We start from the raw sequence: 23,384 nt of genomic DNA, 5'->3' as shown, positions 1-23,384 counted from the left end.
TAGTGGGAATTGATCGATCTTGAGTCGCGACATTTTACATACATGCGTGTACGTATGTAAAATGCTTCCAGCGACGCATTGTGTTATGGTGCGGGCTTCCGACAGACCCCTTTGATCAGCGATACGTTCAACATGGCACGCAAAACCCGGGAAGAAGCCGAACAAACGCGGCATCTGCTGCTGGATACGGCGGAGCAGCTTTTTAGCGAGAAGGGTGTCTCTAAAACGACACTGGCAGACATCGCCAGCGCGGCGGGATTGACGCGCGGCGCGGTGTATTGGCATTTCCAGAACAAGCTGGACTTGTACCGGGCGATGCTGGACAGGATGGGCGGGCAGTTTGATGACATCTGCGAGCAATTGTTGAGAACGGCACACTCGAGTCCGGCTCTGGCCTTGTGGAACCATAGCCACCGGCTGCTGACCATGATTGGGGAGAACCAACAGGTTCGTCGTATATTACTCATTCTGTTTATGCGTAGCGAGCATGTCGGCGAACTGGCTCCCATTCACGACGAGTGTGTTGCGCATATGCAAGAAACCCGCGAGCAATTGACCCTGGTGGTGCAGATGGCGGTGGATGCCGGCCAGACCTTGCCCTACGTGACGCCGGAGACGGTGGCCGAGGTGTTGCAGTCCATGCATCACGGTCTGATCAACCGCTGGCTGGCGGACGGCAGCCAGACCAATCTGGGCGAGAATGCCACGCAACTGTTGCAATATGTCTACCGTGGAATATTCCTGCCGGAAGTGATGGAAGAACTCTCCCCCTCAAGCGTAGCCCAGCGCTATAATTGACCTTTTTTGTCAAACCATTAGCGCCGTTGGCGGCTTTAGCCGCGCGGCGTTGTCGGTGTTACCTCTCTCATGCCCCAGGCTATTGAAATTCAGGCGGTGAGCAAGCGCTATGGCCAGCTGCAGGCGCTGGACCAGGTCGGCTTTACCGTTGCCCCCGGCGAATTCTTCGCCCTGCTCGGCCCCAACGGGGCCGGCAAGACCACGCTGATTTCCGCGATGGCAGGTTTGTCGCGGCCGGACAGCGGCAGCATCCGCATCATGGGCCACGACGTGGTCGGCGATTTCCGCGCCGCGCGCAAGGCGCTGGGCGTGGTGCCGCAGGAACTGGTGTTCGATCCCTTTCTGTCGGTGCGCGAAACGCTGCGCTTCCAGTCCGGCTACTTCGGCCTGGGCCGCAACGACGACTGGATCGACGAGTTGCTGTTCAAGCTGGGCCTGGCGGACAAGGCGCACAGCAATATGCGCGCCCTGTCCGGCGGCATGAAGCGCCGGGTGATGGTGGCCCAGGCGCTGGTGCACCGCCCGCCGGTCATCGTGTTGGATGAGCCCACCGCCGGCGTGGACGTGGAGCTGCGCCAGAGCCTGTGGGTGTTCGTGCAGGAACTGAACCGCGCCGGCCACACCATTGTGCTGACCACTCATTATCTGGAGGAGGCCGAGGCCTTGTGCTCGCGCATCGCCATGCTGAAGAAGGGCCGGCTGGTGGCGCTGGAGAACAAGGACAAGCTGCTGGCGCACAGCGCGCGCCGCGAAGTGGCCTTGCTGCTGTCCGGCGATTTGCCGGCGGCCTTGCTGCCTTTGAAGCTGCGCGACGAGGACCGCCGCGTGGTGTTGCAGCTGGAGCACCTGGGCCAGCTGGAAGCGGTGCTGACCGCGCTGCGCGAAGCGGCGGTGGAAGTGCGTGAACTGAACGTGGTGGAGACGGATCTGGAAAGCGTGTTCGTCAAGATGATGAATGGAGGGCCGCAGCCATGACCGGCTTCATGACCCTGTTCAAGAAAGAGTTGGTGCGCTTCTGGAAGGTGGCGTTCCAGACCGTGGCCGCGCCGGTGTTGACCGCGTTGATGTATCAACTGATCTTCGCCCATGTGTTGTCGCGCCATGTCGAGGCCTATCCGGGCATCAGCTACACCGCCTTCCTGATTCCGGGTCTGGCGATGATGTCGATGGCGCAGAACGCCTTCGCCAACAGTTCCAGCAGCCTGATCCAGTCCAAGATCACCGGCAACATCGTGTTCCTGCTGCTGCCGCCGTTGACCGCGCTGGAATTCTTCGGCGCCTATCTGCTGGCCTCCGTCGTGCGCGGCCTGGCCGTCGGCGCCGGGGTTTTGCTGATCACCGGCTGGTTCGGCCTGCCGCTGCCGGCTCAGCCGCTGTGGGCGCTGACCTTTGCCGTGCTGGGCTGCGGCGTGCTGGGCGCGCTGGGCATCCTGGCCGGCATCTGGGCGGAAAAGTTCGATCAACTGGCCGCCTTCCAGAACTTTCTGATCATGCCGCTGACTTTCCTGTCAGGCGTGTTCTATTCGATCAACAGCCTGCCGCCGTTCTGGTACGCCGCGTCTCATCTCAACCCGGTGTTCTACATGATAGACGGCTTCCGCTACGGCTTCTTCGGCCAGGCCGACGTCAGCCCCTGGCTGTCGGCCGGGGTGGTGGGCGGCAGCTTCGCCGTCTTGTCGGGCCTGACGCTCTGGCTGATCAAATCTGGCTATAAACTGCGCCATTGAGCGCATCCACGGGATTTCTCATGATTACTCCGCAACAAGTCAAACAGTACATCGAGGCCGGCCTGGCCTGTACCCATCTGGAAGTGGAAGGCGACGGCCACCACTTCTACGCCACCATCGTGTCGGCGGCTTTCGAGGGCAAGCGCCTGATCGACCGCCACCGCCTGGTCAAGGAGGTGATCGCCACCCGCCTGGCCAGCAATGAAATTCACGCTCTGTCCATCGTCAAGGCCGCCACGCCGGACGAATGGCAAAAACTGCAAGGCTGATCCGTCATGGATAAATTGAAAATCATCGGCAACGGTCCGATCAACGGCGAGATCCGCGTTTCCGGCGCCAAGAACGCCGCCCTGCCCATTCTGTGCGCCAGTCTGTTGACCGGCGACACCATGCGCTTCACCAATGTGCCGATGTTGCGCGACATCGCCACCACCCAGAAGCTGCTGCAAGGCATGGGGGTGCGGGTGATGACGGACAATGTGCACGAGATGGAAATCACCGCCGGCCATCTGGACAGCCTGGTGGCGCCGTACGATCTGGTGAAGACCATGCGCGCGTCCATCCTGGTGCTGGGCCCGACGCTGGCGCGCTTCGGCGAGGCCACGGTGTCCCTGCCGGGCGGCTGCGCCATCGGCAGCCGGCCGGTGGATCAGCACATCAAGGGCCTGGTGGCGATGGGCGCCGAGGTCAGCATCGAGCACGGCTACGTCAAGGCCAAGGCCCGCCGCCTGCGCGGCGCGCGCATCATCATGGACATGGTGACCGTGGGCGGCACCGAGAACCTGTTGATGGCGGCGACGCTGGCCGAGGGCACCACCGTGCTGGAAAACGCCGCGCGCGAACCGGAAGTGACCGATCTGGCCAACTGTCTGGTGGCCATGGGCGCCAAGATCAGCGGCATCGGCACGGACCGGCTGGTGATCGAGGGCGTGGAGCGTCTGCACGGCGCCGATTACGCGGTGATGCCGGACCGCATCGAGGCGGGCACCTTCCTGGTGGCCGGCGCGATGACGCGCGGCCACATCGTGCTGCGCAACGCCGCGCCCAAGAGCATGGAAGCGGTGCTGGACAAGCTGGCCGAAACCGGCGCGGTGGTGGAGTGCGGCGACGACTGGATCTCGCTGGACATGAAGCGCCGTCCGCAGGCGGTGAACTTCCGCACCTTGCCTTACCCGGCTTTCCCCACCGACATGCAGGCCCAGCTGATGACGCTGAACTGCGTGGCCGAGGGCGCCGGCGTGGTGACTGAAACCATTTTCGAAAACCGCTTCATGCACGTTCCCGAGCTGAACCGCATGGGCGCCAATATCGAAGTGGAAGGCAACACCGCCATCATCAAGGGCGTGGAGAAGCTGTCCGGCGCCACGGTGATGGCCACCGATCTGCGCGCGTCGGCCAGCCTGGTGATCGCCGGCCTGGTGGCCGAGGGCGAGACCATCGTCGATCGCATCTATCACCTGGACCGCGGCTACGAGCATATCGAGAAGAAGCTGGGCGCGGTGGGCGCGCTGATCGAACGGATCAGTTAAGAGTCTGTTTACGAGCTGCTGCGCGTCGGCGATACGGCGTTGAAACCGTCTTCGAAATGCTCATGTACCGAATGTACATTCCGCTTTCTCAGCCGCAACGCCTGGTCTCGCTCTAGCTCGCGAGATCGTAAACAGGCTCTAAGCGATAAGCTTGCTTTTGCAATGAAAAACGCCACGGCTCAGGCCGTGGCGTTTTGTTTTGAAGCGCGGAATTTACGCTTTCTTGACGAATTCGGACTTCAGGCTCATCGCGCCGATGCCGTCGATCTTGCAATCGATGTCGTGGTCGCCGTCGACCAGGCGGATGTTCTTCACCTTGGTGCCCACTTTCACCACCAGGGAGGAGCCTTTGACTTTCAGATCCTTGATCACGGTGACGCTGTCGCCGTCCTGCAGCACATTGCCGTTGGCGTCCTTGATCACGCGGGCTTCTTCGGACGGCGCGGCCTGCTCGTTCCATTCGTGCGCGCACTCCGGGCAGACATACATCGCGCCATCCTGATAGGTGTATTCGGATTTGCATTGCGGACAGGCTGGCAGATTGCTCATGGCGTTTCCTGTTGATAAGTAAAAAGGAAGGCCGCCGGCCAGTGGCCGGCGGCGGAGAGAGTGGCTTTACTGCGCGGCGGAGGCCGCTGTCTTGTCGCCGGGCGCCGTCGCGGCGGGCGAGTCGACCAGTTCATCCAGGCTGAAGGTGTCCGCCGGCTGGGTGGGGTTGGGCAGGCCCAGCTGCTGCGCGCGCAACTGCATATAGGCGTCGCGGGTGTAGCTGTACGGATCCAGCGCCGCGGTGCTGAGCATGGCTTCCACGCCCAGGTAGCGGGCGCGGGTGTTCACGCCGTACAGGCCGTAGAAGCCCACCGCCTGCCAGGTGGTGTCGTAGAACATTTTTTCCGGGCCCGGGCCGGCCAGCGAGGCGGTCAGGCCGGCGCCGTCGCGCACGGTGGAGGGGCCGAAGAAGGGCAGCACCAGATAGTTGCTGTCGTGCCAGCCCCAGGCGGCGAAGGTGTCGCCCAGCGTGGTCTTGTTGTTCTTCAGGCCGGCCTGGCTGGCGATGTCGATCAGGCCGAACAGGCCGAAGCCGGTGTTCATCGCCACTCGCATCACGTCGTTCAGCGCTTTTTCCGGCTCGGCGCGCAAGGCGTTGGACAGCGCGCTGTAGACGTCTTTGAGATTGTCGAAGAAATTGCTGACGCCGGTGCGCACCGGCGACGGCGTGACGGCCTTGTAGCCCTCGGCCACCGGCTTGATCACGTAGCGGTCGGCGGTGTCGTTGACTTGGTACATGGCGCGGTTATAGGGCTCGAAGCGGTCGTAAGGCACCGTCGGGTTGCTGGCGCAGCCGGCCAGCAGCAGCGAGAGCGCCAGGCCGGTCAGCGCGGGTTTCAGGGACGACATAAATCCTCTCCGCATATCAATCCGCCGCCGGGGCGGACAGCAGCTCCGCCAGCGAGTAAAGGTCCAGCAAGGCGCTGAGCCCGCTCGGCCAGTTTTCCAGCGACAGGGCGTGGCCGGCGGCGTCGGCGGCGCGGCGCGCGCCGAGCAGCAGGGCCAGCGCGGCCGAGTCGGCGCCGGTCACGCCGGACAGATCCAGGCGCAAGGGCGCTTCGCCGGCGAGCTTGGCCAGCGGCGCGGCGAAGGGGCCGCAGCTGTCCATGTTCAGTTGGCCGCTGAGCCGGGCCTGGCCGGGGGCGGTGCGTTCCAGCATCAGGCGTTGCCCTTGGCGGGCGCGGCGGCGGCCGGCGCCGCGTTCTTGTTCTGCAGCAACTTGATCAGGCCGTCCACGCCGCTTTTGCGCACTTCTTCGTTGAAGGAGTTGCGATAGACGGTGACCAGGCTGGCGCCTTCCACGCTAACGTTATAGATCTTCCAGCCTTGCGCGCCCTTGTTCAGCGAATAGTCCACCGCCACCGGGTTGGCGTTGCCCGGCAGGGTCACCGTGGTTTTCACGGTGGCGTCGCGGTCGCCGTTGCTCATCAGCGGGTTGGGCTTGACGTCGACCTGGGCGGTCTTGAAGCGGGTCATGGTCGCGGAATAGGTGCGCACCAGCAGGGTCTGGAATTGTTGGGTCAGTTGCGCGCGCTGTTCGGCGCTGGCCTGACGCCAGCCCAGGCCCACGGCCAGCGCGGTCATGCGCGGGAAGTCGAACATCGGCACCGCCACCGCTTCCGCCTGCAGGCGGATTTGCTTGGTGTTCTTGCCGTTGTCCTGTTTCAGCACTTCCAGCACCTGGCGGGAAGCGTCCTTGATCACGTCGGTGGGGGTGTCGCCGGCGGCTTGGGCCGCGGCGGACAGGCCGAACAGCAGACAGCAGAATGCGAGCAGTTTTTTCATCTTTTTTCCAATCGATTGCGAGTGAGCCGGCGGCGCGGGCAGCGCGCCGGCCGGCAGTGTGTTGCGGGGTACCCCGTCTTTGTGCCGCGCTATTTGTCAGCGCTCTTGTTGCTATCGGTAAAGCCCGTTATGAACTTGCCGATCAATTGTTCCAGCACCATGGCCGAGGAGGTGATGGTGATGGTGCCGCCCGGGGCCAGATTGGTTTCCGAGCCGCCTTGCAGCATGCCGATATATTGTTCGCCCAGCAGGCCGGCGGTTAGGATGGACGCGCTGGCGTCGTCGCTGATCTGATAAGTCTTGTCAATATTCAGAGTCACGCGGGCGCGATAAGTTTTCGGGTTGAGCCGGATGTCGGCCACGCGTCCGATCACCACGCCGGCTTCCTTGACCGGCGCTTTGACCTTCAGGCCGCCGACGTTGTCGAAGTCGGCGTAGAGCACATAGGTCTGGTTGGCGCTTTGCGGGACCAGATTGGCCACTTTCAGCGACAGAAAGGTGACGGCGGCAATGCCCAGCGCCACGAAAATGCCTACCCACAAGTCAATAGTAGAGCGTTTCATTCGGGTTTTTCCTAGAACATGAAGGCGGTCAGGATGAAATCCAGCGCCAGGATGACCAATGCGGAGGTGACCACGGTCCGGGTGGTGGCGGCGGACACGCCGCTGGCCGTCGGAGTGGCGTCATAGCCTTCGAACACGGCGATCAGGGTGACGGCGACGCCGAAGCACAGGCTCTTGATCAGTCCGTTGACCACATCGAAATGCAGATCGACGTTGGCCTGCATCTGCGACCAGAAGGTGCCGACGTCCAGGCCTATCATCACCACGCCCACCAGGTAGCCGCCGAAGATGCCGACCACGTTGAACAGCGCGGCCAGGATGGGCATGGAGATCACGCCGGCCCAGAAGCGCGGCGCCACGACGCGGGCGATCGGATCGACCGCCATCACGCTCATCGCGTCCAGTTGCTCCGTGGTTTTCATCAGGCCGATTTCGGCCGTCATCGCACTGCCGGCGCGGCTGGCGAACAAGAGCGCGGCCAGCACCGGGCCCAATTCGCGCAGCAGGGCCAGCGCCACCACCGCGCCCAGCGCGTCGGAGGAGCCGAATTTGGCGAGGGTGCTGTAGCCCTGCAGGCCCAGCACCATGCCGACGAAGAGGCCGGACACCAGGATGATGATCAAGGACATCACGCCGGCGAAGTAGACCTCGCGTATGGTCAGTTGCGGCCGCAGCAGGCTTTGGCCGCTGCCCCGCAGGATGGCCACCAGAAAGCGGCAGGCGAAGCCCAGCCGCCAGACGGCGTTGATGGCGAGATGGCCTAGTCTGCGCAAGGGCGCGGCGATCAGGTCAAGCATGGCGGCCTCCGTTGAGTCCCAGGTCGTCGGCGAGCGAGCGCTCCGCCGGATAGGCGTAATGCACCGGGCCGTCGGCCTCGCCCCAGATGAATTGGTGCACCCATGGCGAATCCGAATTGCGCACCTGGTCCGGCGTGCCCTGGGCGACGATTTCGCCGCCTGCGACGAAGAGCACGTGGTCCACGATCTCCAGCGATTTGTGCACGTCGTGGGTGACCATCACCGCGGTGGTGCCCAGCGCGTGGTTGAGCTTCTTGATCAGGTGGGCGATCACGCCCAGCGAGATCGGGTCCAGGCCGGTGAAGGGTTCGTCGTACAGCATCAGCTGCGGGTCCAGCGCGATGGCGCGCGCCAGCGCCACCCGGCGCGCCATGCCGCCGGACAGTTCGGCCGGCATCAGCTGCTGGGTGCCGCGCAGGCCGACCGCTTCCAGCTTCATGGTCACCAGGTCGCGAATCATGCTGTCCGGCAGCTTGGTGTGCTCGCGAATGGGGAAGGCGACGTTGTCGAACACCGACAGATCGGTGAACAGCGCGCCGAACTGGAACAACATGCCCATGCGGCGGCGGTGTTGATAAAGTTCGGCGGCGCTCATTTTGGCGACGCTTTTGCCGTCCACCAGCACCTCGCCGCTTTGCGGCCGGTTCTGGCCCGAGATCAGCCGCAGCAGCGTGGTCTTGCCGCTGCCGCTGCCGCCCATGACGGCCACCAGCTTGCCGCGCGGAATCGCGAGGTTGAGGTTTTTCAGAATGGGCCGTTCGCCATAGGCGAAGCTGACGTTTCTGAACTCGATGAAATTGTCAGAAGACACAAGTTTTCCAGATAGCATGCGTGAAGCCGCGGACGGCTTCGGTTGAAACGGCGGACCCGGAGCGGTGCGATGGCGGGCCGTTCAGGCAAAGCGGCTCTTGAAGCCCGTCGCCCAAGCCCTGGCGTTGCGCTGCGCCTTGGCTGGCGGCGCTTCGCGGCCTGGGCTGAGCGGTGCTTGGAGAGCGGCCGCTTTTTTGCCGACTCTTTTCGAACTGGAGATTTTATAGACTTGTCGTGGACTAGCCAAATTTCAACAGCATTCGCGATGCAAATATGCTGCATTGCAGTGCGGCCGGAGACGCCGAGAGGCGACGACGGAGGGGAGAAAAGGCGGACGGCGGGCGAGCCGACCGTCCGCCCGAGCCGGCGGACGGCGGGGCCTTACACGCCGCGCAGCAGCTCGTTGATGCTGGTCTTGCTGCGAGTCTGAGCGTCCACTTTCTTGACGATCACCGCGCAGTAAAGGCTGTGGCTGCCGTCCTTGCTGGGCAGGTTGCCGGACACCACCACCGAGCCCGGCGGCACGCGGCCGTAGCTGACTTCGCCGGTTTCGCGGTCGTAGATCTTGGTGGATTGGCCGATGTAGACGCCCATGGAGATCACCGAGCCTTCGCCTACGATCACGCCTTCGACGATTTCCGAACGCGCGCCGATGAAGCAGTTGTCTTCGATGATGGTGGGGTTGGCCTGCAGCGGTTCCAGCACGCCGCCGATGCCGACGCCGCCGGACAGGTGAACGTTCTTGCCGATCTGGGCGCAGGAGCCTACGGTGGCCCAGGTGTCCACCATCGCGCCTTCGTCGACGTAGGCGCCGATATTGACGTAGGACGGCATCAGCACGGTGTTCTTGGCGATGAAGCTACCCTTGCGCGCCACCGCGCCCGGCACCACGCGGAAACCGGCTTTCTGGAAGCGGGCCGGGTTCCAGTCGGCGAACTTGGTGTCGACCTTGTCGAAGTAGCGGTTGACGCCGTCGTCGGAGATTTCATTGTCGCGGATGCGGAAAGACAGCAGCACCGCCTTCTTCACCCACTGGTTCACCACCCAGTCGGCGCCCTGTTTTTCCGCCACGCGCAGGCGGCCGGCGTCCAGCTCGGCGATCACCTGGCCGATGGCGGCCTTCAGTTCGGTGGAGACGGTGGCGGGCGTGATCTCGGCGCGCTTCTCAAACGCTTCTTCGATCAGGGTCTGGATCGGATGCATGGTGTTCAGTCCTTTGGCAATGTGGATGGAAGTCGTCATTCAATTCGCTTTCAAGCGGCCGCGCCGGAGGCGGGCCGCGTGGATTCAGGGGGTCTGGCGTTGCCGGCGCTCGGCGAAGGCGACGATGCGCTCGACGCCGGCCACGCATTCCTCCAGCGTGGCCACCAGCGCGACGCGGACATAGCCGGCGCCGGGATTGACGCCGTGGGCCTCGCGCGCCAGGTAGCTGCCGGGCAGCACGGTGACGTGTTCTTCGGCGAACAGCGCCTTGGCGAAGTCTACATCATTCCCGTCCGGCACCTTGGCCCACAGGTAGAAACCGGCGTCCGGGCGGCGCACTTCCAGCCCCATCGCCAGCCGCGGGGTGACCGCGTCGAACTTGGCGATGTATTGCGCCCGGTTGGACTCGACGTGATCCTCGTCGTTCCAGGCCGCCACGCTGGCCGCCTGTATCGTCAGGCTCATCGCGCTGCCGTGGTAGGTGCGGTAGAGCAGGAATTTCGCCAGGAGCGCCGCGTCGCCGGCGACGAAGCCCGAGCGCATGCCGGGCACGTTGGAGCGCTTGGACAGGCTGGTGAACATCAGCAGCCGCTCAAAGCCGCGTCCCAGCTTGCTCGCCGCCTCCAGCCCGCCCAGCGGCGGCCGGCCGAAGTGGATTTCGGAATAGCACTCGTCGCTGGCGATGACGAAGCCGTAGCGGTCGGACAGCTGAAACAGGGTTTCCCAATCGGCCAGCGACATCACCGCGCCGGTGGGGTTGCCGGGGCTGCACACGATCACCAGCTGGGTGCGTGCCCACACCGACTCCGGCACCTGGCTCCAGTCCGGCTGGAAGCGCTGTTCGGCCAGGCAGTTGACATAGTGGGGCTCGGCGCCGGCCAACAGTGCCGCGCCTTCGTAAATCTGGTAAAAAGGATTCGGGGATATCACTACCGGCGCAGGCTCCGCGCTTGCGTCGATCACCGTCTGCACAAAAGCAAACAAGGCTTCACGGCTGCCGTTGACCGGCAGTATCTCGCTTTGCGCATCCAGGTTCAGATCATAACGCCGCCGCATCCAGGCGGCGCAGGCCTGGCGCAGCGCTTCGCTGCCCAGCGTGGCCGGGTATTGCGACAAGCCGCCCAGATTGGCTATCAGCGCCTGTTCCACCAGCGCCGGCGTCGGGTGCTTGGGTTCGCCTATCGACAGGTTGATGTGCGCCTTGTCCGCGGGTGGCGTCGTGCCGGCGAGCAGGGCGCGCAGGCGTTGAAACGGATAGGGCTGCAATTGGGCCAGGCGAGGGTTCACGGGTATCTCCAGGAAAGCGGGCGCAAGCAAACGAACAGCGAACATCTTAAGAACAGCAATGACACCTGTAAAACAAAAGTTTCTGGCCACCACCGGCATTCTGACCACCGCGCTGGTGTGGGGGCTGATGTGGTATCCCTTCCGCAGCCTCAATCAAAGCGGAGTCAGCGTGGCGATGACCTCGCTGGTGGTCTATCTGGTGGCCATCACCCTGGGCGTGATCATCTTTTTCGACGTCTACCGCCGCCAATTCCGGCTGCAGCCGGTGTTGCTGGTGCTGACCGCGGTGTTCGGCTGGTGCAACTACAGCTATACCTGGGCCGTGTCCGAGGGACAAGTGATGCGGGTCTTGCTGCTGTTCTACCTGTCGCCGCTGTGGACGGTGTTCCTGTCGCGGCTGATCCTGAAGGAGCGCCTGACCCGCAGCGGCTGGCTGGTGGTGGCCCTGTCGCTGCTCGGCTGCTTCATCTTCATCTATCGTCCCGGCCTGTTCGCCGGGGAGCTGCCGCTCAGCCATCGCTACGAATGGCTGGCCTTGTCCGGCGGCATGGCCTTCGCGCTGGGCAATGTGATCAGCCGCGGCGCCCAGTCCATTCCGGTGCCGGTCAAATCGGCGTCGATCTGGTTCGGCGTGGCGTCCATCGGCGCGATCAAGCTGGCGCTGGCCGGGCAGCTGGGCGGCATTTTGCAGATACCGCCGCAAAGCTGGCTGGTGCTGGGCATCCTGGGCGTCACCTTGCTGTGCACCAGCGTGATATCGCAGCACGGGGTTTCCATTCTGCCGGCGACGCAGACGATGACGTTGATGCTGATGGAGTTGTTGTTCGCGGCGGCGTCGGCCTATTTGCTGGCCGGCGAGGCGATGACGCCGCGCGAATGGGCGGGCGGCGCCTTGATCGCCAGCGCCAGCCTGTTGTCCGGACGTATGACCAGAAAGCCGGGGACGGCGCAATTGAAACAGGAGGCAGCATGATTACGATCAGACCGATGAACGACGACGATTTCGATCGTTTCTGGCCGGTGTTCCACGCAGTGGTGGCGGCCAGGGAAACCTACGCCTTCGATCCGGAGATGACGCGGGGGCAGGCGCGCGAGCTGTGGTTGCGGCTGCCTTTGCACACGCTGGTGGCGGAGGAGGACGGCGCGCTGCTGGGCTCGTATTTTCTCAAGCCCAACGCCGCCGGCCCGGGCGGCCATGTCTGCAACTGCGGCTATATGGTGGCCGAGGCGGCGCGCGGCAAGGGCGTGGCGCGGCTGATGTGCGAGCATTCGCAGCAATTGGCGCGCGACAGCGGTTTTCTGGCGATGCAGTTCAATTCCGTGGTGGCCAGCAATGAGGTGGCGGTGGCCTTGTGGCGCAAGCTGGGCTACGAGCAGGTGGGGCGTTTGCCGCGCGCCTATCGTCACGCGCGGCTGGGTCTGGTGGACTGTCTGGTGATGTACAAATGGTTGGGCGACGCCGCGCCGGACATGCCGGAACCGGCGCCGCTGATCGGCCGCAAGAATATCGAGGCGACGGTGTCGCGTCGCAAGGGCCACCGCTAGCGCCTGTTCCAAGCCTGCTGCGCATCGGCGGGATAATGAGATACAGGGTGTTGAAACCGCTTCGAAATACTTATGCGCCACGTGCGCATTCCGCTTTCTCAGCGGTTTTCGCCTGGTCTCGCCTTAGCTCGCGAGACGTTGAACCGCTTCTAAGCCGCCGCCAGCTCAATAATGCGGCGGAACCTCGTCGCGCAGGCTGAGGCCGGACGCGGCGTCGTCCGGCTGGGCCTGACGGAATTGCTGGTAGAGCAGACGCATCTGCTGTTGCAGCAACTCCATGTCTTTTTGCTGGCGCGCCACGGTGGCGTTCAGCGCGTCCAATAGTTCGTCCTGGAAGGCGAGCTTCACTTCCATTTCGGCCAGGCGGGCATCGATTTGATCATCCATGCCGGCCATTCTACAACACCATGGCCGCGATCCAGCCGGCCGCCAGCACAGGCAGGTTGTAGTGCAGGAAGGTGGGCAGCACGGTGTCGCGGATATGGTCGTGCTGGCCGTCCACGTTCAGACCCGAAGTCGGGCCCAGCGTGGAGTCAGAAGCCGGCGAGCCGGCGTCTCCCAGCGCGCCGGCGGTGCCGATGATGGCGACGGTGGCCAGCGGCGAGAAGCCCAGGTGCATGCACAGCGGCACGTAGATGGCGGTCAGGATGGGCACGGTGGAAAAGGACGAGCCTATGCCCAGGGTCACCACCAGGCCCACCAGCAGCATGGCGAAGGCGGCCACGCCCTGATTGCCGGCGAACAGGCCGGCGCTGGCGGTCACCAGCGCGCCCACCTGGCCGGTGGCTTTCAGTACCTCGGCGAAGCCCTGGGCGGTGATCATGGTGAAGCCTATCATCGCCATCATCTTCATTCCCTCGTTGAACAAACCGTCCGCGTCTTTCCATTTCACCACGCCGGTGGCGAGGAAGAGCAGAAAGCCCGCCAGCGCGCCCATGATCATCGAATCGGTATACAGCTGCACCGCGAAGGCCAGCGTGATCGCCAGCAGCGCGGTGGCCAGCGATTTGCGGCTGACCTTGGCGCGGGTGCGTTCGGCGTTTTCTATCTTGCCCAGCGCGTACTGGCGCGGTTTGCGGTAGCTGACCAGCACCGCCCACAGCAGGCCGGCCAGCATGCCCAGCGCCGGTATCGCCATCGCGTGCATCACATTGACGCCGCGCACGTCCATGCCGGATTTGGCGATGTTGCCGAGCAGGATCTGCTTCAGAAAGATATCGCCGAAGCCCACCGGGAACACCATATAGGGCGTGACCAGGCCGAAGGTGATCACGCAGGCGACCAGGCGGCGGTCCAGGTGCAGCCGCGCCATCACATAGAGCAGCGGCGGCACCAGCAGCGGGATGAAGGCGATGTGGATGGGAACCAGGTTCTGACTGGCGACGCTGACCAGGGCCAGCAACAGGATCAAGGCCCATTTCAGTTTGCCTTGCGCGCCGCCTCGTTCCAGCCGCTTGATCGCCAGATCCGCCATCGCGTGGGGCAGGCCGGATTTGGCGATGGCCAGCGCGAAGGCGCCCAGCAGGGCGTAGGACAAGGCCACCGCGGCGCCGCCGGTGATGCCGTTGTTGAAGGCTTCCAGCGTGCGGGACAGGGACAGGCCGCCGCTAAGGCCGCCGATCAAGGCGCCGAGCAGCAGGCTGATGACGACGTGGGTGCGCAAGAGCGCCAGCCCGAGCATGACGATGACGGCCAGAAGAACTGCGTTCATTTGTATATACAGATCAATAGGTTGGGCGGATAGGCCGAGGGCGCGCAGCGTAGCGGGTTTCGGTTTTTCTGTCGATAGTTTTGCTGGCAAGGACGGGGGGAGGGGCGCGAGATGACACCAGCCGCGGCGGCGGGGGCGGCGTCTTGTTTTACCTTGAGATTTCAAAGGTTTGCCGAGTCGTCGTCGCTGAGGATGACGCGATGGGACCGCTGCGGCATTTATATATTTATTGGAAATAAAAAACTAATTTTATATATCTTTACTGCGCCATTACATCGGCTTAGAGTGAGGACATGTCAAGGCGGCGTGCCGCGCCGCGCGAGAAGGAGGTGGCTGATGAACGCTCTGCTGATAGGCGCGGACAGCTTGGGGAATATTCCGGCGGTTCTGCAAAGCTACGATATCCGGATTTCCCGCCACATCTGCGGGCGCAACGTCGCGCATCAGCGCAAGGCGCCGCTGCCGGGCAAGCCGGATCTGTTGATCCTGCTCACCGATTTCCTGGGACACAATGTGATGCGCAATTACCGGGACAGCGCCCACGCGCTGGGCATTCCGGTGGTGGCCTGCCGCCGATCCGCCACCGCGGTGGAGCGGCGTTTGCAATATGAGGGCTGGAGGAAGCTGCCATGATTTTTTCAGGCAATGAAAATTGGTTGGACAGCCTGGCGCGCGCCGAGGGCTCGGCGCTGCCGCTGCGCGAGGATTCCGTCACGGTGGAATGGGCCGGATTGGCGCCGCCGCCCTTGCCGCCGCCCTTGGCGGCCCAGGCCTCGCCGCCGGCTTGATCCGCCAGCGTCCGTCTATTCGCGATGGTAGGGGTGGTTGTTGAGAATGGAATAGGCGCGGTAGATCTGCTCGGCCAACATCACCCGGACCATGCCGTGCGGCAGCGTCATCGCGGACAGTTGCAGCAGCACGTCGGCGCGTTGTTTCAATTCCGCGGCCAGGCCGTCGGCGCCGCCGATGATGAAGGCCACATCGTCGCCGCCGGCCATCCATTCCTTCAGGCCTTCGGCCAGCCGCACCGAGGTCCAGTTCTTGCCGCGCTCGTCCATCACCACCAGCCGCGCGCGCGACGGAAGGGCGGCGAGCAGCCGCTCGTGTTCGGCGGCGATGCCTTTTTCGGCGGTGACGCCGCCGCCGCGTTTCTCCGGCTTGATTTCCTTCAGTTCCAGCGTGATGTCGCGGCCAAAGCGCTTGGCGTAATCGCCGTAGGCTTCGTCGACCCAGCGCGGCATCTTGGTGCCGACGGCGAGAATAGTGATTTTCATCGTGTGTGAGCCAGGAAGTAAAACGCAAACGGGGACTTGCGTCCCCGTTCTTGATGGCGGCTTAGCGCAGCCGGATCAGGTCGCCGACCACGGACGGCCGCCGGCCGGCAGGAAGCTGGGCTTCTGACCGCCCCACAGCGCTTCGATGTCGTAGTAGTCGCGCACCGCGGGCAGCATCACGTGCACCACCACGTCGCCGGCGTCCACCAGCACCCATTCGCCGCTTTCGTGGCCTTCGCTGCCGACGATGTCCACGCCGGCTTCCTTCAGCTTCACGTGCACGCTGTTGGCCAGCGCCTTGACCTGGCGGTTGGAGTCGCCGGTGGCCACGATCATGCACTGGAACAGCGAGGTCAGCTTGCTGGTGTCCAGTTCGATGATGTCCTTGCCCTTGACGTCTTCCAGGGCTTCGATCGCCAGCTTGGCAATGTCTTGCACTTCCATAATGTCCTTTTCCTATGCGGGGTCCGCGTCGGCCAGAGCCGGCGCAAAGCGGCCGCAAAATGGCGGGCGGGCCGGCGCGCGCAAGCGGCCGGCAGACCCGCCGTATTGCTTTTAAAGTGAATCGCTGCCGGCCGTCTGCTGACGGCCTGGCGGAAAGTGGCCGGACACGGCGGCTACACTGTCTGGTATAGCCGGTGTTGGCGGATATAGGCCAGCACCGCGGGCGGCAGCACATCGTCCACCGCGTCGCCGCGCGCCAGGCGCTGGCGGATGTCGGTGGCCGCGATGTCCACCGGCGGCAAGGCCAAGGGGCGGATTGTACCGGATGCGGTTCGATTTGAAAAATCAGAGACTTGCCGGGCGCGCCACAAGGGCCGCACCGGCGCGGGCAGCGAGGCGGGATCGAAGCCGGGGCGCAAGGCTACGGCCAGGTTGGCGAAACGCAACAGTTCGTCCCAGCGCTTCCAGGTGTGCAGCGCGGCTAGCGAGTCGCCGCCGATCAAAAACCACAATTCGGCGGCGGGGCCCAGCTCGGCGCGCAGTTCTTCCAGGGTGTCTATGGTGTAGGCCGCGCCGGGGCGGCGCACTTCGCGCTCGTCCACCGTCAGCCGCGGATGATCCGCCGCCGCCAGCTCCGCCATGGCGAGGCGCTGGGCCGGCGCGGCGTACGGGCCGTGGCTGCGATGATAGGGCCGGCCGGCCGGAATCAGCCTGACCTCGTCCAGCGCCAGCTCCGCGGCGAAGGCGTCGGCCATGCGCAGGTGGGCGTTGTGGATGGGGTCGAAGGTGCCGCCGAACAGGCCCAGACGCACCGGCTTACTCCGGAGCGTCGTCGTTCTGGTAGCCGTCGACGATGACTTCCAGCCGGCCGGTGGACGGATGGATCACCATGCCGTGCACCGGAACGTCCTTGGGCATCAGCGGATGGTTGCGGATGGTGTGCACGGTGTGGCGCACGCTGTCGGACACGTTGTCGAAGCCCTTCAGCCAGCCGTCCAGGTCGATGCCGGCCGCGCGCAGCGTGGCGATGGTGTCTTCCGACACGCCGCGTTCCATCGCATGGTCCAGCACGCGCTGCGGATCGACCGCGCGCATGCCGCAGTCGCGGTGAGCGACCACGCAGATCTCGTCGGCGCGCAGTTCGTATACGGCCATGATCAGGCTGCGCATCACCGAACCCCACGGGTGGGTGATCAGCGCGCCGGCGTTCTTGATCAGCTTGGCGTCGCCGTTCTTCAGGCCCATGGCCTTGGGCAGCAGTTCCACCAGCCGGGCGTCCATACAGGCCAGGACGGCCAGGCCTTTGCCGGGGAATTTGTCGGTCTTGAACTGCTCGTATTCGCGGTTTTCCACGAAGTGGCGGTTGTGTTCGAGCAGAGCGCTTAATCTATCCATGATGGCAATCTCCTACTGAGAGTCTGTTCATGAGCGTTCTGGCGCGGAGACGCAAAAGGATCATGGACAGGCTCTGACGCTGCATTGGGTCGTTTAGAGAAAATACTCGGTTGCGGGCGCATCCTACCACTGTTGTTCCGGCCGGTCTTGTGTTTTCGCAAACCAGGGATTTCCCTGACTACAGCAGGGAATTTCGATGAACTCCAGACAATGGCGGCGAATGGGCGCTGGCGCGCCGCATCGAGCGGGCTACGCTCACCAACGCGACAGATGGTCCTCGGTCACGCCGAGCAAGTCGTCGACCACATGGACGGCGCCGTCGTCCGGGTCGCGGATCTGGCCGTTGAAGCGGCCGATAGGCTGCACATAGCGGCTGGCGGCGATCAGCAGATTCTTGTCTTCGCGGCGCGCCCCCTCAGGGGCGAAGCTCAGGTCCAGCAAGCCGTTGTCGCTCTGCATGCGCCAGCCCAGCAGCGGATCCTCCGGCTGGTAGTCGAAGCGCACCGGCCCCAGCCGGATCAGTTTGCCGCGCAGCCAGGCGGCGTTCTCGGTGTCGCCCATATAGCCTTGCTGCAGATTGAAGCCCAGTTCCAGTGAATGCGCGCTGGCCCAGCGCCAGCGGGTTTCCCGCGCCAGCAGGCCGTTGGAATAGTCGAGCGCCGCCACCGCGCCGTCCAGCGAGTAGCGCCGGTCCTGGCAGTCGGCGAAGCCGCTGATCCTGAGGCCGCCGCTTTTATGGGTGGAGTGGGCCAGCCAGTTGGCCGGCGCGATCACCGCCAGCACCGGCGGCATGTCCGTCAATTGAATGTGCGCGGCCAGTTTCAACTGCGGCGAGTCCACCGCCAGTTCCAGCCGCTCGCCGTCGCGGCGGAAGCTCAGCCGGCAGCGGCCGGCCTGGAAGGCGGCGTCGCCGAAGGCGCGGTCTTCGATTCGCGTGGACAGGCCGGGCAGGCCGTTGGCGCTGGCGGCGGCGATGACTTCGCCGCTCTTGCGGTCGAACAGATAGGCGAAGGCGGTGCCGGTCCAGCCGACGTCGACGATGGCGACGCCGATGAAAAAGGCCGGATGGGCGATGGCCGCGTATTGCCAGCGCTTGTGATGCAGCCGGCGCGTCAGTCTTTGGTAAGGCGTGGTTTTCAGCGCGCGCCAGTCCAGCCGCTCGATGATGCCCTGGTACACGCCGAAGGCGGGAATGCCGCGCTCGTGCACCAGTTGCCTGGGGGCGGGCGGGAGGAGGGTGGAGGCCATGGCGGTGCTGGGCCGGGCCGGCGCCGCGGCTGGAAATAGGTTCATGGCCTTGAGTCTACAACAGTTTTTCCCGGCGCGATGGTGACTGATAGGCCATGTGGCGACGGGCGGACAGTGTGGCGCGGCGGTAACAGTTAGTTGATTTACATTATATTATAAAACATAATGTTTGCGACGCCGGATCGCGGCGGCGGGAGAACGAAATATGAATTTGAACATGCTGCGCGCCAATGCCGGCCGCGCCGCCTTATTGTTGAAGGGCCTGGCCAACGAGGACAGGCTGCTGCTGCTGTGCCAGCTGGTGGACGGCGAGAAATCGGTGTCGGAGCTGGAGTGTCTGACCGGCATCCGTCAGCCCTCCTTGTCGCAGCAGTTGGGCGTATTGCGCAATGAGGGCCTGGTGGCGACGCGGCGCGAAGGCAAATGGGTGTATTACAGCGTGGCCAGCGCCGACGCCCTGGCCTTGCTGAACGCCTTGCACGCGCTGTTCTGCGCCGACCAGCCGGCAGGGGCGGCGTGATGGCCGTGGATTGGGCGGCGTTCACGCCGTGGTCCGCCCTGTCGGGCGGGGTGTTGATAGGCGCGGCGGCGGGCTGGCTGGCTCTGTCGCACGGCCGCGTCGCCGGCATCAGCGGCATGGTGGCCGGCCTGCTGGGACGGCGGGCGGACTGGCGCGCGCGCTTGGCCTTTCTTCTGGGCCTGACGGCCGCGCCGGCGCTGTGGTGGCTGGCGGCGGGCGAATTGCCCGTCGTCAAGATCGAGGCCGGCGGCTTGCGCTTGCTGGCCGCCGGCTTGCTGGTGGGCCTCGGTGCGGGCCTGGGCTCCGGCTGCACCAGCGGCCACGGCGTTTGCGGGCTGGCGCGCATGTCGCCGCGCTCCTTGGCGGCGACGGCGGCCTTTATGTTCGCCGGCTTCGTGGCGGTGGCCGTGTTCAGACATTGGGGGGCGTGAAGATGGCGGCGGAGTGGAAGCGCTTATTGTCGATGGCGGGCGCGGGCCTGTTGTTCGGCCTGGGGCTGTTGCTGTCCGGCATGGCCAATCCGGCCAAGGTGCTGGCCTTTCTGGATCTGGGCGGCGCCTGGGACCCCAGCCTGGCGTTGGTGATGGCCGGCGCCGTCGTCGCGGCCTGGCCGGCTTTCCGTCTGGCCGAGCGCCGCCCGCGCGCGTTCTTGGGCGAGCCGGCGTCTTGGCCGGCCAAGACGCCGCTGACGCGCCGGCTGATAGGCGGCAGCCTGTTGTTCGGCATTGGCTGGGGCCTGGCCGGCATCTGTCCGGGGCCGGCCTTGTTGCTGGGCGGCATGTTGTCGCCGCAGAGCGCTTGGTTTTTGCCGGCGATGGCGGCCGGCCTGTGGCTGGCCGGACGATGGGAGCGGCGCGGATGAGGCTTTGGTTGCCTGCCTGGCTGCGCGGCTACCGGCGCGCTTACTTGCCGGGCGATCTGGGCGCGGGCCTGGTGGTGACCCTGTTGCTGGCGCCGCAAGGGCTGGCTTACGCGCTGGTGGCCGGCTTGCCGGCGCAGGCGGGTTTGTACGCCAGCATCGCGCCCTTGCTGATTTACGCGCTGGCCGGCCGCAGCCACGCGCAGTCGGTGGGGCCGATGGCGATGACTTCCTTATTGGTGGCGGCCACGCTGTCGCGGCTGGCCGAGCCGGGTTCGGGAGATTATCTGGCGCTGGCCATCGGCCTGGCGCTGTTGTCCGGCGCGATGCTGGCGGCGCTGGGCCTGCTGAGGCTGGGCTTCGTCGCCGATCTCTTGTCCGAGCCGGTGCTGGCGGCCTTCACTTCGGCGTCGGCCTTGCTGATCGTGTTGTCGCAGCTGGGGCCCTTGCTGGGCGTGCAGGCCGGCGGCGCGTCCTTGCCGCAGCTGCTGGCCGGGCTGTGGCGAGCGGCCGAAGGGTTCAATTCCGCCGCGCTCTTGCTCGGCGCTCCGGCCTTGGCCTTGCTGCTGCTGGCGCGTTGGCTGGGCGAACCGCTGCTGCGCCGCTGCGGCCTGAGCGCGCCGGCGCGGCAATTATGGCTGCGGCTGGCGCCGCTATTGGCGGTGCTGCTTGGCATGGGGCTGGTGGCCGGCCTGGATTTGCGCTCCGCCTTACCGGTGGTGGGCGAGATCCCGCCGGGCCTGCCGGCACCGACCTGGCCGGGGCTGAGCCTGGAGCAGTGGTCGCAGCTGGCGCTGCCGGCTTTTTTCATCGCGCTGATCAATTACGTGCAGAGCCTGGCGGTGGCTCAGGCGCTGGCGCAGCGCCGCGGCGACGAGGTAGATCCGGACCGGGAGCTGTTGGCGCTGGGCCTGTGCAATATCGGCGCCGGCCTGTCCGGCGGCTTCCCGGTCACCGGCGGGCTGACCCGCTCCATGGTCAACGCCGAGGCCGGGGCCCAGACTCAACTGGCCTCGGTGATCGCCGCCCTGGGCCTCATGCTGCTGGCCGGCTTCGCCGCCGCGGCGCTGGCCTTGCTGCCGCTGTCGGTATTGGCGGCGATGATCATCGCCTCGGTCAGCGCCATGATACGTTTCGACAGCCTGCGCCTGGCCTGGCGCGTCGATCGCGCCGATGCGGCGGCGTTCGGGCTGACCTTTGTTCTGGTGCTGTGGCTGGGGGTGGACTCCGGCATCGTCGCCGGCGTGCTGATGTCGTTGGCGGCCATGTTGTGGCGCAGCAGCCGGCCGCATATCGCCGAACTGGGCCGGCTGCCGGGCAGTCATCATTTCCGCAATCGGCTGCGTTTCGCGGTGGAGCGCCTGCCCGGCGCGCTGTTTCTGCGCGTGGACGAAAGCCTGTTCTTCGGCAACGCCCGCCAAGTGCGCGGCGAGACGCTGCGCCGGCTGGCCGCCCAGGCCGGAACCACGCGATTGGTGCTGATCATGAGCGCGGTCAATCGCGTGGATACCAGCGCCTTGCTGATGCTGGCGCGGTTGGACGCGGAGCTGGCGGCGCGCGGCGTGACGCTGCACCTGGCCGAGATCAAGGGGCCGGTGGCGCAGCGGATGGAGGGCGGCGGCCTGCTGGCCGGTTTCAACGGCCGCGTGCACTTGAGCGCGCAAGCGGCGTGGGAGGCGCTGACCGCGCCGCGGCGGGACGGCGGGGAAGCTCATACTCTTTGACAGTTGATGTTGCGCCGCCTCATGCAACTTGTGGGCGAACCTGGCTATCATAGCCGGATGACCAAACAGACCCTGCTGGCCGGCGTGCTGGCGCTGAGCTTGTTGCACCCGTCCGTCAGCTATGCCGATTTGCCCGATCTGGGCGAGGTGTCGGACGCCTCGCTGACGCTGGCGGATGAAAACCGCATCGGCCGCCAGGCCTGGCGCGCCATGCTGGAGGCGGGAGACATCGTCGACGATCAGGAGGTCAACGATTACCTCAACGATATCGGCGGCCGGCTCTCCAGCGGCGTCAAGCTGCCCGGCGTCGGTTTCACCTATTTCTGCGTCAACGACAGCGGCATCAACGCCTTCGCCATGCCCGGCGGCTATATCGGCATCAATATCGGACTGCTGCTGGCGACCCAGAGCGAAGGCGAGCTCGCCTCGGTGCTGGGGCATGAAACCGCCCACGTCGCCCAGCGCCACATCGCGCGGATGAAGGCGGCCAGCAGCGCCACCAGCCCCTTGCTGTTGTTGGGCACCATCATCGCCGCCGCGCTGGCGGCCAAGGCCGGCAGCGGCCAGGGCGCGATGGGCGTGGTGTCCGCCGGCATGGGGCTGTCGATTTCCAACCAACTGGCGTTTTCGCGCGATTTCGAACGCGAAGCCGACCGCGTCGGCATGCAATACATGAGCCAGGCCGGCTTCGACGTGCGCAGCATGCCGGCTTTCTTTCAGCGGCTGCAGCTGAACGAGCGTTACAGCGACAACGCGGCGCTGGCCTTCCTGCGCACCCACCCGGTGACGCTGGAGCGCATCAGCGAAGCGGAAAACCGAGCGCTGGACTACCCGGTGAAGATGCGCGCCGACAGCGTCGACTACCTGCTGGTGCGAGAGAAACTACGCGCCGCGACGCTGACGCCGGACGAAGGGGAGCGCTATTACGAGGCGGCGCTGGACCGCGGCCTGTACCTGAACGAGGGCGCGCAGTGGTATGGTCTGGCCCAGGTCAAGCTGCGTCAGCGCGATATCGCCGGCGCGCGCCAGGCGCTGGCCAAGGCGCGGACCAAGCTGCCGGACCACCCGATGCTGCGGGGCCTGGACGTGGCGATAGAGCGCGAACGCAAGGACTGGCCGGCCGCCCGCAACGCGGCGCGCGCCGGGCTGGCCCGTTTTCCGCAGAGCCTGTCGCTGCAGTTGCTGGACATCGACGTCGCCATCGCCAGCGGCGACAGCCAGGGCGCGCTGGCCCTGATCAAGACCCAGCTGAGCCGCCATCCGGACAATCCGGGGCTGTATCGGCGCCAGGCCAGCTTGTACGCCGACCGCGACCCGCTGCGTTACCACGCGGCCTTGGGCAACGCCTTCTATCATGAACAGCGCTACCAGCCGGCGATGGAGCAGTTTCAACTGGCCGGCAAGGCCAAGGGCGACGATTTCTACCTGCGCTCCTCAATCGAAGCGCGCATCCGCGAACTGGACCGGCTCGTCCGGGACGAGAGAAAGAAGTAAGCGCGCAACTGAAACGAATGTTTCAATTTGCGACAGTAAATCGCAAAAAAACAACATGGTGCGGCGCAATAACCGCTGTTTTCCGCCCCGAAACAAGCGTTAGTACGCTTGACCTATTCCTT

General features: G+C 65.0%; 30 protein-coding genes. 14 read left to right on the top strand and 16 right to left on the bottom strand.

Annotated features, from left to right (window positions below; all coding sequences use genetic code 11):
- Positions 1-132 precede the first annotated feature (132 nt).
- The 5 genes from DB032_RS20375 (at position 133) to murA (ending at position 4,054) form a co-directional block, all read left to right on the top strand.
- A complete protein-coding gene (locus DB032_RS20375; protein ID WP_107801062.1) occupies positions 133-798 on the top strand; it encodes a TetR family transcriptional regulator in 666 nt (221 codons plus the stop codon).
- A 69-nt stretch (positions 799-867) separates the two neighbouring features.
- A complete protein-coding gene (locus DB032_RS20370; protein WP_107801061.1) occupies positions 868-1,773 on the top strand; it encodes an ABC transporter ATP-binding protein in 906 nt (301 codons plus the stop codon).
- Positions 1,770-2,525, top strand: coding sequence for an ABC transporter permease (locus tag DB032_RS20365; protein ID WP_107801060.1), 756 nt, complete (start codon positions 1,770-1,772; stop codon positions 2,523-2,525). The genes DB032_RS20370 and DB032_RS20365 overlap by 4 nt, the downstream gene beginning before the upstream one ends.
- A gap of 20 nt (positions 2,526-2,545) precedes the next feature.
- Positions 2,546-2,794: a BolA family protein gene (locus DB032_RS20360; RefSeq protein WP_048407933.1), complete on the top strand. Its 249-nt coding sequence runs from the start codon at positions 2,546-2,548 to the stop codon at positions 2,792-2,794.
- A 6-nt stretch (positions 2,795-2,800) separates the two neighbouring features.
- Positions 2,801-4,054: a UDP-N-acetylglucosamine 1-carboxyvinyltransferase gene (gene murA, locus DB032_RS20355; protein ID WP_107801059.1), complete on the top strand. Its 1,254-nt coding sequence runs from the start codon at positions 2,801-2,803 to the stop codon at positions 4,052-4,054.
- A 213-nt stretch (positions 4,055-4,267) separates the two neighbouring features.
- On the opposite strand, the gene DB032_RS20350 is transcribed toward murA, so the two are convergent.
- The 9 genes from DB032_RS20350 to dapC all read right to left on the bottom strand — a co-directional run bounded on the left by DB032_RS20350 (position 4,268) and on the right by dapC (position 11,048).
- Positions 4,268-4,603: a zinc ribbon domain-containing protein YjdM gene (locus DB032_RS20350; protein WP_107801058.1), complete on the bottom strand. Its 336-nt coding sequence runs from the start codon at positions 4,601-4,603 to the stop codon at positions 4,268-4,270.
- A gap of 66 nt (positions 4,604-4,669) precedes the next feature.
- The gene (locus DB032_RS20345) at positions 4,670-5,452 is read right to left on the bottom strand and encodes a VacJ family lipoprotein (protein WP_107801057.1); all 783 of its coding nucleotides are present in this window, start codon (positions 5,450-5,452) and stop codon (positions 4,670-4,672) included.
- Between the two features lie 16 nt (positions 5,453-5,468).
- A complete protein-coding gene (locus DB032_RS20340) occupies positions 5,469-5,762 on the bottom strand; it encodes an STAS domain-containing protein (protein WP_107801056.1) in 294 nt (97 codons plus the stop codon).
- Positions 5,762-6,388 (bottom strand): phospholipid-binding protein MlaC, encoded by a 627-nt coding sequence (locus tag DB032_RS20335; RefSeq protein ID WP_107801055.1) that lies wholly within the window; start codon positions 6,386-6,388, stop codon positions 5,762-5,764. The genes DB032_RS20340 and DB032_RS20335 overlap by 1 nt, the downstream gene beginning before the upstream one ends.
- Positions 6,389-6,477: 89 nt before the next feature.
- Complete coding sequence (gene mlaD, locus DB032_RS20330) at positions 6,478-6,951, bottom strand: outer membrane lipid asymmetry maintenance protein MlaD (protein WP_107801054.1); 474 nt, start codon at positions 6,949-6,951, stop codon at positions 6,478-6,480.
- A gap of 11 nt (positions 6,952-6,962) precedes the next feature.
- Positions 6,963-7,748: a lipid asymmetry maintenance ABC transporter permease subunit MlaE gene (mlaE, locus tag DB032_RS20325; RefSeq protein WP_107801053.1), complete on the bottom strand. Its 786-nt coding sequence runs from the start codon at positions 7,746-7,748 to the stop codon at positions 6,963-6,965.
- On the bottom strand, positions 7,741-8,559 hold the full coding sequence (locus tag DB032_RS20320; RefSeq protein ID WP_199225948.1) for an ABC transporter ATP-binding protein: 819 nt from the start codon (positions 8,557-8,559) through the stop codon (positions 7,741-7,743). Before DB032_RS20320 ends, mlaE begins: the two co-directional genes overlap by 8 nt.
- 380 nt (positions 8,560-8,939) lie before the next feature.
- A complete protein-coding gene (gene dapD, locus DB032_RS20315) occupies positions 8,940-9,761 on the bottom strand; it encodes a 2,3,4,5-tetrahydropyridine-2,6-dicarboxylate N-succinyltransferase (protein WP_107802048.1) in 822 nt (273 codons plus the stop codon).
- 84 nt (positions 9,762-9,845) lie between these two features.
- A complete protein-coding gene (dapC, locus tag DB032_RS20310) occupies positions 9,846-11,048 on the bottom strand; it encodes a succinyldiaminopimelate transaminase (RefSeq protein ID WP_107801051.1) in 1,203 nt (400 codons plus the stop codon).
- A 58-nt stretch (positions 11,049-11,106) separates the two neighbouring features.
- On the opposite strand from dapC, the gene DB032_RS20305 reads away from it, so the two are divergent.
- Together DB032_RS20305 and DB032_RS20300 are read left to right on the top strand one after the other, a co-directional pair.
- Positions 11,107-12,021: a DMT family transporter gene (locus tag DB032_RS20305; protein ID WP_107801050.1), complete on the top strand. Its 915-nt coding sequence runs from the start codon at positions 11,107-11,109 to the stop codon at positions 12,019-12,021.
- Positions 12,018-12,593 (top strand): GNAT family N-acetyltransferase, encoded by a 576-nt coding sequence (locus DB032_RS20300; RefSeq protein WP_107801049.1) that lies wholly within the window; start codon positions 12,018-12,020, stop codon positions 12,591-12,593. The genes DB032_RS20305 and DB032_RS20300 overlap by 4 nt, the downstream gene beginning before the upstream one ends.
- A gap of 165 nt (positions 12,594-12,758) precedes the next feature.
- Here DB032_RS20300 and DB032_RS20295 read toward each other — a convergent pair whose 3' ends face one another.
- Positions 12,759-12,980: a SlyX family protein gene (locus tag DB032_RS20295; RefSeq protein WP_107802046.1), complete on the bottom strand. Its 222-nt coding sequence runs from the start codon at positions 12,978-12,980 to the stop codon at positions 12,759-12,761.
- A 10-nt stretch (positions 12,981-12,990) separates the two neighbouring features.
- Entirely contained in the window at positions 12,991-14,304 is a 1,314-nt protein-coding gene (locus DB032_RS20290) for a Na+/H+ antiporter family protein (RefSeq protein ID WP_107801048.1), read from the bottom strand.
- Between the two features lie 336 nt (positions 14,305-14,640).
- On the opposite strand from DB032_RS20290, the gene DB032_RS20285 reads away from it, so the two are divergent.
- Both DB032_RS20285 and DB032_RS24250 read left to right on the top strand, forming a co-directional pair.
- The gene (locus DB032_RS20285) at positions 14,641-14,937 is read left to right on the top strand and encodes a DUF2325 domain-containing protein (RefSeq protein WP_107801047.1); all 297 of its coding nucleotides are present in this window, start codon (positions 14,641-14,643) and stop codon (positions 14,935-14,937) included.
- On the top strand, positions 14,934-15,092 hold the full coding sequence (locus DB032_RS24250; RefSeq protein WP_158274379.1) for a hypothetical protein: 159 nt from the start codon (positions 14,934-14,936) through the stop codon (positions 15,090-15,092). Before DB032_RS20285 ends, DB032_RS24250 begins: the two co-directional genes overlap by 4 nt.
- A 15-nt stretch (positions 15,093-15,107) precedes the next feature.
- On the opposite strand, the gene rlmH is transcribed toward DB032_RS24250, so the two are convergent.
- From rlmH to DB032_RS20260, 5 genes are all read right to left on the bottom strand, one after another.
- Positions 15,108-15,578: a 23S rRNA (pseudouridine(1915)-N(3))-methyltransferase RlmH gene (rlmH, locus tag DB032_RS20280; protein ID WP_107801046.1), complete on the bottom strand. Its 471-nt coding sequence runs from the start codon at positions 15,576-15,578 to the stop codon at positions 15,108-15,110.
- Between the two features lie 75 nt (positions 15,579-15,653).
- Entirely contained in the window at positions 15,654-16,022 is a 369-nt protein-coding gene (gene rsfS, locus DB032_RS20275) for a ribosome silencing factor (protein WP_019101317.1), read from the bottom strand.
- 173 nt (positions 16,023-16,195) lie between these two features.
- Positions 16,196-16,834, bottom strand: coding sequence for a nicotinate-nucleotide adenylyltransferase (gene nadD / locus DB032_RS20270; RefSeq protein WP_199225946.1), 639 nt, complete (start codon positions 16,832-16,834; stop codon positions 16,196-16,198).
- 4 nt (positions 16,835-16,838) lie between these two features.
- Positions 16,839-17,417, bottom strand: a complete 579-nt coding sequence (locus DB032_RS20265) for a carbonic anhydrase (protein WP_107801045.1) — start codon at positions 17,415-17,417, stop codon at positions 16,839-16,841.
- A gap of 255 nt (positions 17,418-17,672) precedes the next feature.
- Complete coding sequence (locus DB032_RS20260) at positions 17,673-18,710, bottom strand: DUF2804 domain-containing protein (protein WP_233246751.1); 1,038 nt, start codon at positions 18,708-18,710, stop codon at positions 17,673-17,675.
- A 160-nt stretch (positions 18,711-18,870) separates the two neighbouring features.
- Here DB032_RS20260 and DB032_RS20255 point away from each other — a divergent pair, with 160 nt between their 5' ends.
- From DB032_RS20255 to DB032_RS20235, 5 genes are read left to right on the top strand one after another with little or no spacing between them, the layout of a single operon-like run.
- The gene (locus DB032_RS20255) at positions 18,871-19,185 is read left to right on the top strand and encodes a metalloregulator ArsR/SmtB family transcription factor (RefSeq protein ID WP_107801044.1); all 315 of its coding nucleotides are present in this window, start codon (positions 18,871-18,873) and stop codon (positions 19,183-19,185) included.
- Positions 19,185-19,616 (top strand): YeeE/YedE family protein, encoded by a 432-nt coding sequence (locus DB032_RS20250; protein ID WP_107801043.1) that lies wholly within the window; start codon positions 19,185-19,187, stop codon positions 19,614-19,616. Before DB032_RS20255 ends, DB032_RS20250 begins: the two co-directional genes overlap by 1 nt.
- Positions 19,617-19,618: 2 nt before the next feature.
- A complete protein-coding gene (locus DB032_RS20245) occupies positions 19,619-20,047 on the top strand; it encodes a DUF6691 family protein (protein ID WP_107801042.1) in 429 nt (142 codons plus the stop codon).
- Positions 20,044-21,768, top strand: a complete 1,725-nt coding sequence (locus DB032_RS20240) for a SulP family inorganic anion transporter (protein WP_107801041.1) — start codon at positions 20,044-20,046, stop codon at positions 21,766-21,768. Before DB032_RS20245 ends, DB032_RS20240 begins: the two co-directional genes overlap by 4 nt.
- Before the next feature lie 57 nt (positions 21,769-21,825).
- Positions 21,826-23,262, top strand: coding sequence for a M48 family metalloprotease (locus tag DB032_RS20235; RefSeq protein ID WP_107801040.1), 1,437 nt, complete (start codon positions 21,826-21,828; stop codon positions 23,260-23,262).
- Positions 23,263-23,384 lie beyond the last annotated feature (122 nt).

The organism is Chromobacterium sp. Panama (assembly GCF_003052555.1).
Taxonomy (GTDB): Bacteria; Pseudomonadota; Gammaproteobacteria; order Burkholderiales; family Chromobacteriaceae; genus Chromobacterium.
The sequence above is the reverse complement of the archived record's forward strand: the minus strand, read 5'-3'. Positions and strand labels throughout refer to the sequence as shown.

What these genes read in the sequence shown, in the direction of transcription:
- murA (WP_107801059.1), top strand. Translation starts at nt 2,801, where the DNA reads ATGGATAAATTGAAAATCATCGGCAACGGTCCGATCAACGGCGAGATC.
- mlaD (WP_107801054.1), bottom strand. Translation starts at nt 6,951, where the DNA reads ATGAAACGCTCTACTATTGACTTGTGGGTAGGCATTTTCGTGGCGCTG.
- DB032_RS20245 (WP_107801042.1), top strand. Translation starts at nt 19,619, where the DNA reads ATGGCGGCGGAGTGGAAGCGCTTATTGTCGATGGCGGGCGCGGGCCTG.
- DB032_RS20290 (WP_107801048.1), bottom strand. Translation starts at nt 14,304, where the DNA reads ATGAACGCAGTTCTTCTGGCCGTCATCGTCATGCTCGGGCTGGCGCTC.
- dapD (WP_107802048.1), bottom strand. Translation starts at nt 9,761, where the DNA reads ATGCATCCGATCCAGACCCTGATCGAAGAAGCGTTTGAGAAGCGCGCC.
- DB032_RS24250 (WP_158274379.1), top strand. Translation starts at nt 14,934, where the DNA reads ATGATTTTTTCAGGCAATGAAAATTGGTTGGACAGCCTGGCGCGCGCC.
- mlaE (WP_107801053.1), bottom strand. Translation starts at nt 7,748, where the DNA reads ATGCTTGACCTGATCGCCGCGCCCTTGCGCAGACTAGGCCATCTCGCC.
- DB032_RS20350 (WP_107801058.1), bottom strand. Translation starts at nt 4,603, where the DNA reads ATGAGCAATCTGCCAGCCTGTCCGCAATGCAAATCCGAATACACCTAT.
- DB032_RS20260 (WP_233246751.1), bottom strand. Translation starts at nt 18,710, where the DNA reads ATGAACCTATTTCCAGCCGCGGCGCCGGCCCGGCCCAGCACCGCCATG.
- DB032_RS20305 (WP_107801050.1), top strand. Translation starts at nt 11,107, where the DNA reads ATGACACCTGTAAAACAAAAGTTTCTGGCCACCACCGGCATTCTGACC.
- DB032_RS20240 (WP_107801041.1), top strand. Translation starts at nt 20,044, where the DNA reads ATGAGGCTTTGGTTGCCTGCCTGGCTGCGCGGCTACCGGCGCGCTTAC.
- DB032_RS20295 (WP_107802046.1), bottom strand. Translation starts at nt 12,980, where the DNA reads ATGGATGATCAAATCGATGCCCGCCTGGCCGAAATGGAAGTGAAGCTC.
- DB032_RS20300 (WP_107801049.1), top strand. Translation starts at nt 12,018, where the DNA reads ATGATTACGATCAGACCGATGAACGACGACGATTTCGATCGTTTCTGG.
- DB032_RS20370 (WP_107801061.1), top strand. Translation starts at nt 868, where the DNA reads ATGCCCCAGGCTATTGAAATTCAGGCGGTGAGCAAGCGCTATGGCCAG.
- DB032_RS20235 (WP_107801040.1), top strand. Translation starts at nt 21,826, where the DNA reads ATGACCAAACAGACCCTGCTGGCCGGCGTGCTGGCGCTGAGCTTGTTG.
- DB032_RS20365 (WP_107801060.1), top strand. Translation starts at nt 1,770, where the DNA reads ATGACCGGCTTCATGACCCTGTTCAAGAAAGAGTTGGTGCGCTTCTGG.
- DB032_RS20255 (WP_107801044.1), top strand. Translation starts at nt 18,871, where the DNA reads ATGAATTTGAACATGCTGCGCGCCAATGCCGGCCGCGCCGCCTTATTG.
- DB032_RS20360 (WP_048407933.1), top strand. Translation starts at nt 2,546, where the DNA reads ATGATTACTCCGCAACAAGTCAAACAGTACATCGAGGCCGGCCTGGCC.
- DB032_RS20250 (WP_107801043.1), top strand. Translation starts at nt 19,185, where the DNA reads ATGGCCGTGGATTGGGCGGCGTTCACGCCGTGGTCCGCCCTGTCGGGC.
- rsfS (WP_019101317.1), bottom strand. Translation starts at nt 16,022, where the DNA reads ATGGAAGTGCAAGACATTGCCAAGCTGGCGATCGAAGCCCTGGAAGAC.
- DB032_RS20340 (WP_107801056.1), bottom strand. Translation starts at nt 5,762, where the DNA reads ATGCTGGAACGCACCGCCCCCGGCCAGGCCCGGCTCAGCGGCCAACTG.
- DB032_RS20265 (WP_107801045.1), bottom strand. Translation starts at nt 17,417, where the DNA reads ATGGATAGATTAAGCGCTCTGCTCGAACACAACCGCCACTTCGTGGAA.
- DB032_RS20345 (WP_107801057.1), bottom strand. Translation starts at nt 5,452, where the DNA reads ATGTCGTCCCTGAAACCCGCGCTGACCGGCCTGGCGCTCTCGCTGCTG.
- DB032_RS20335 (WP_107801055.1), bottom strand. Translation starts at nt 6,388, where the DNA reads ATGAAAAAACTGCTCGCATTCTGCTGTCTGCTGTTCGGCCTGTCCGCC.
- rlmH (WP_107801046.1), bottom strand. Translation starts at nt 15,578, where the DNA reads ATGAAAATCACTATTCTCGCCGTCGGCACCAAGATGCCGCGCTGGGTC.
- DB032_RS20375 (WP_107801062.1), top strand. Translation starts at nt 133, where the DNA reads ATGGCACGCAAAACCCGGGAAGAAGCCGAACAAACGCGGCATCTGCTG.
- DB032_RS20285 (WP_107801047.1), top strand. Translation starts at nt 14,641, where the DNA reads ATGAACGCTCTGCTGATAGGCGCGGACAGCTTGGGGAATATTCCGGCG.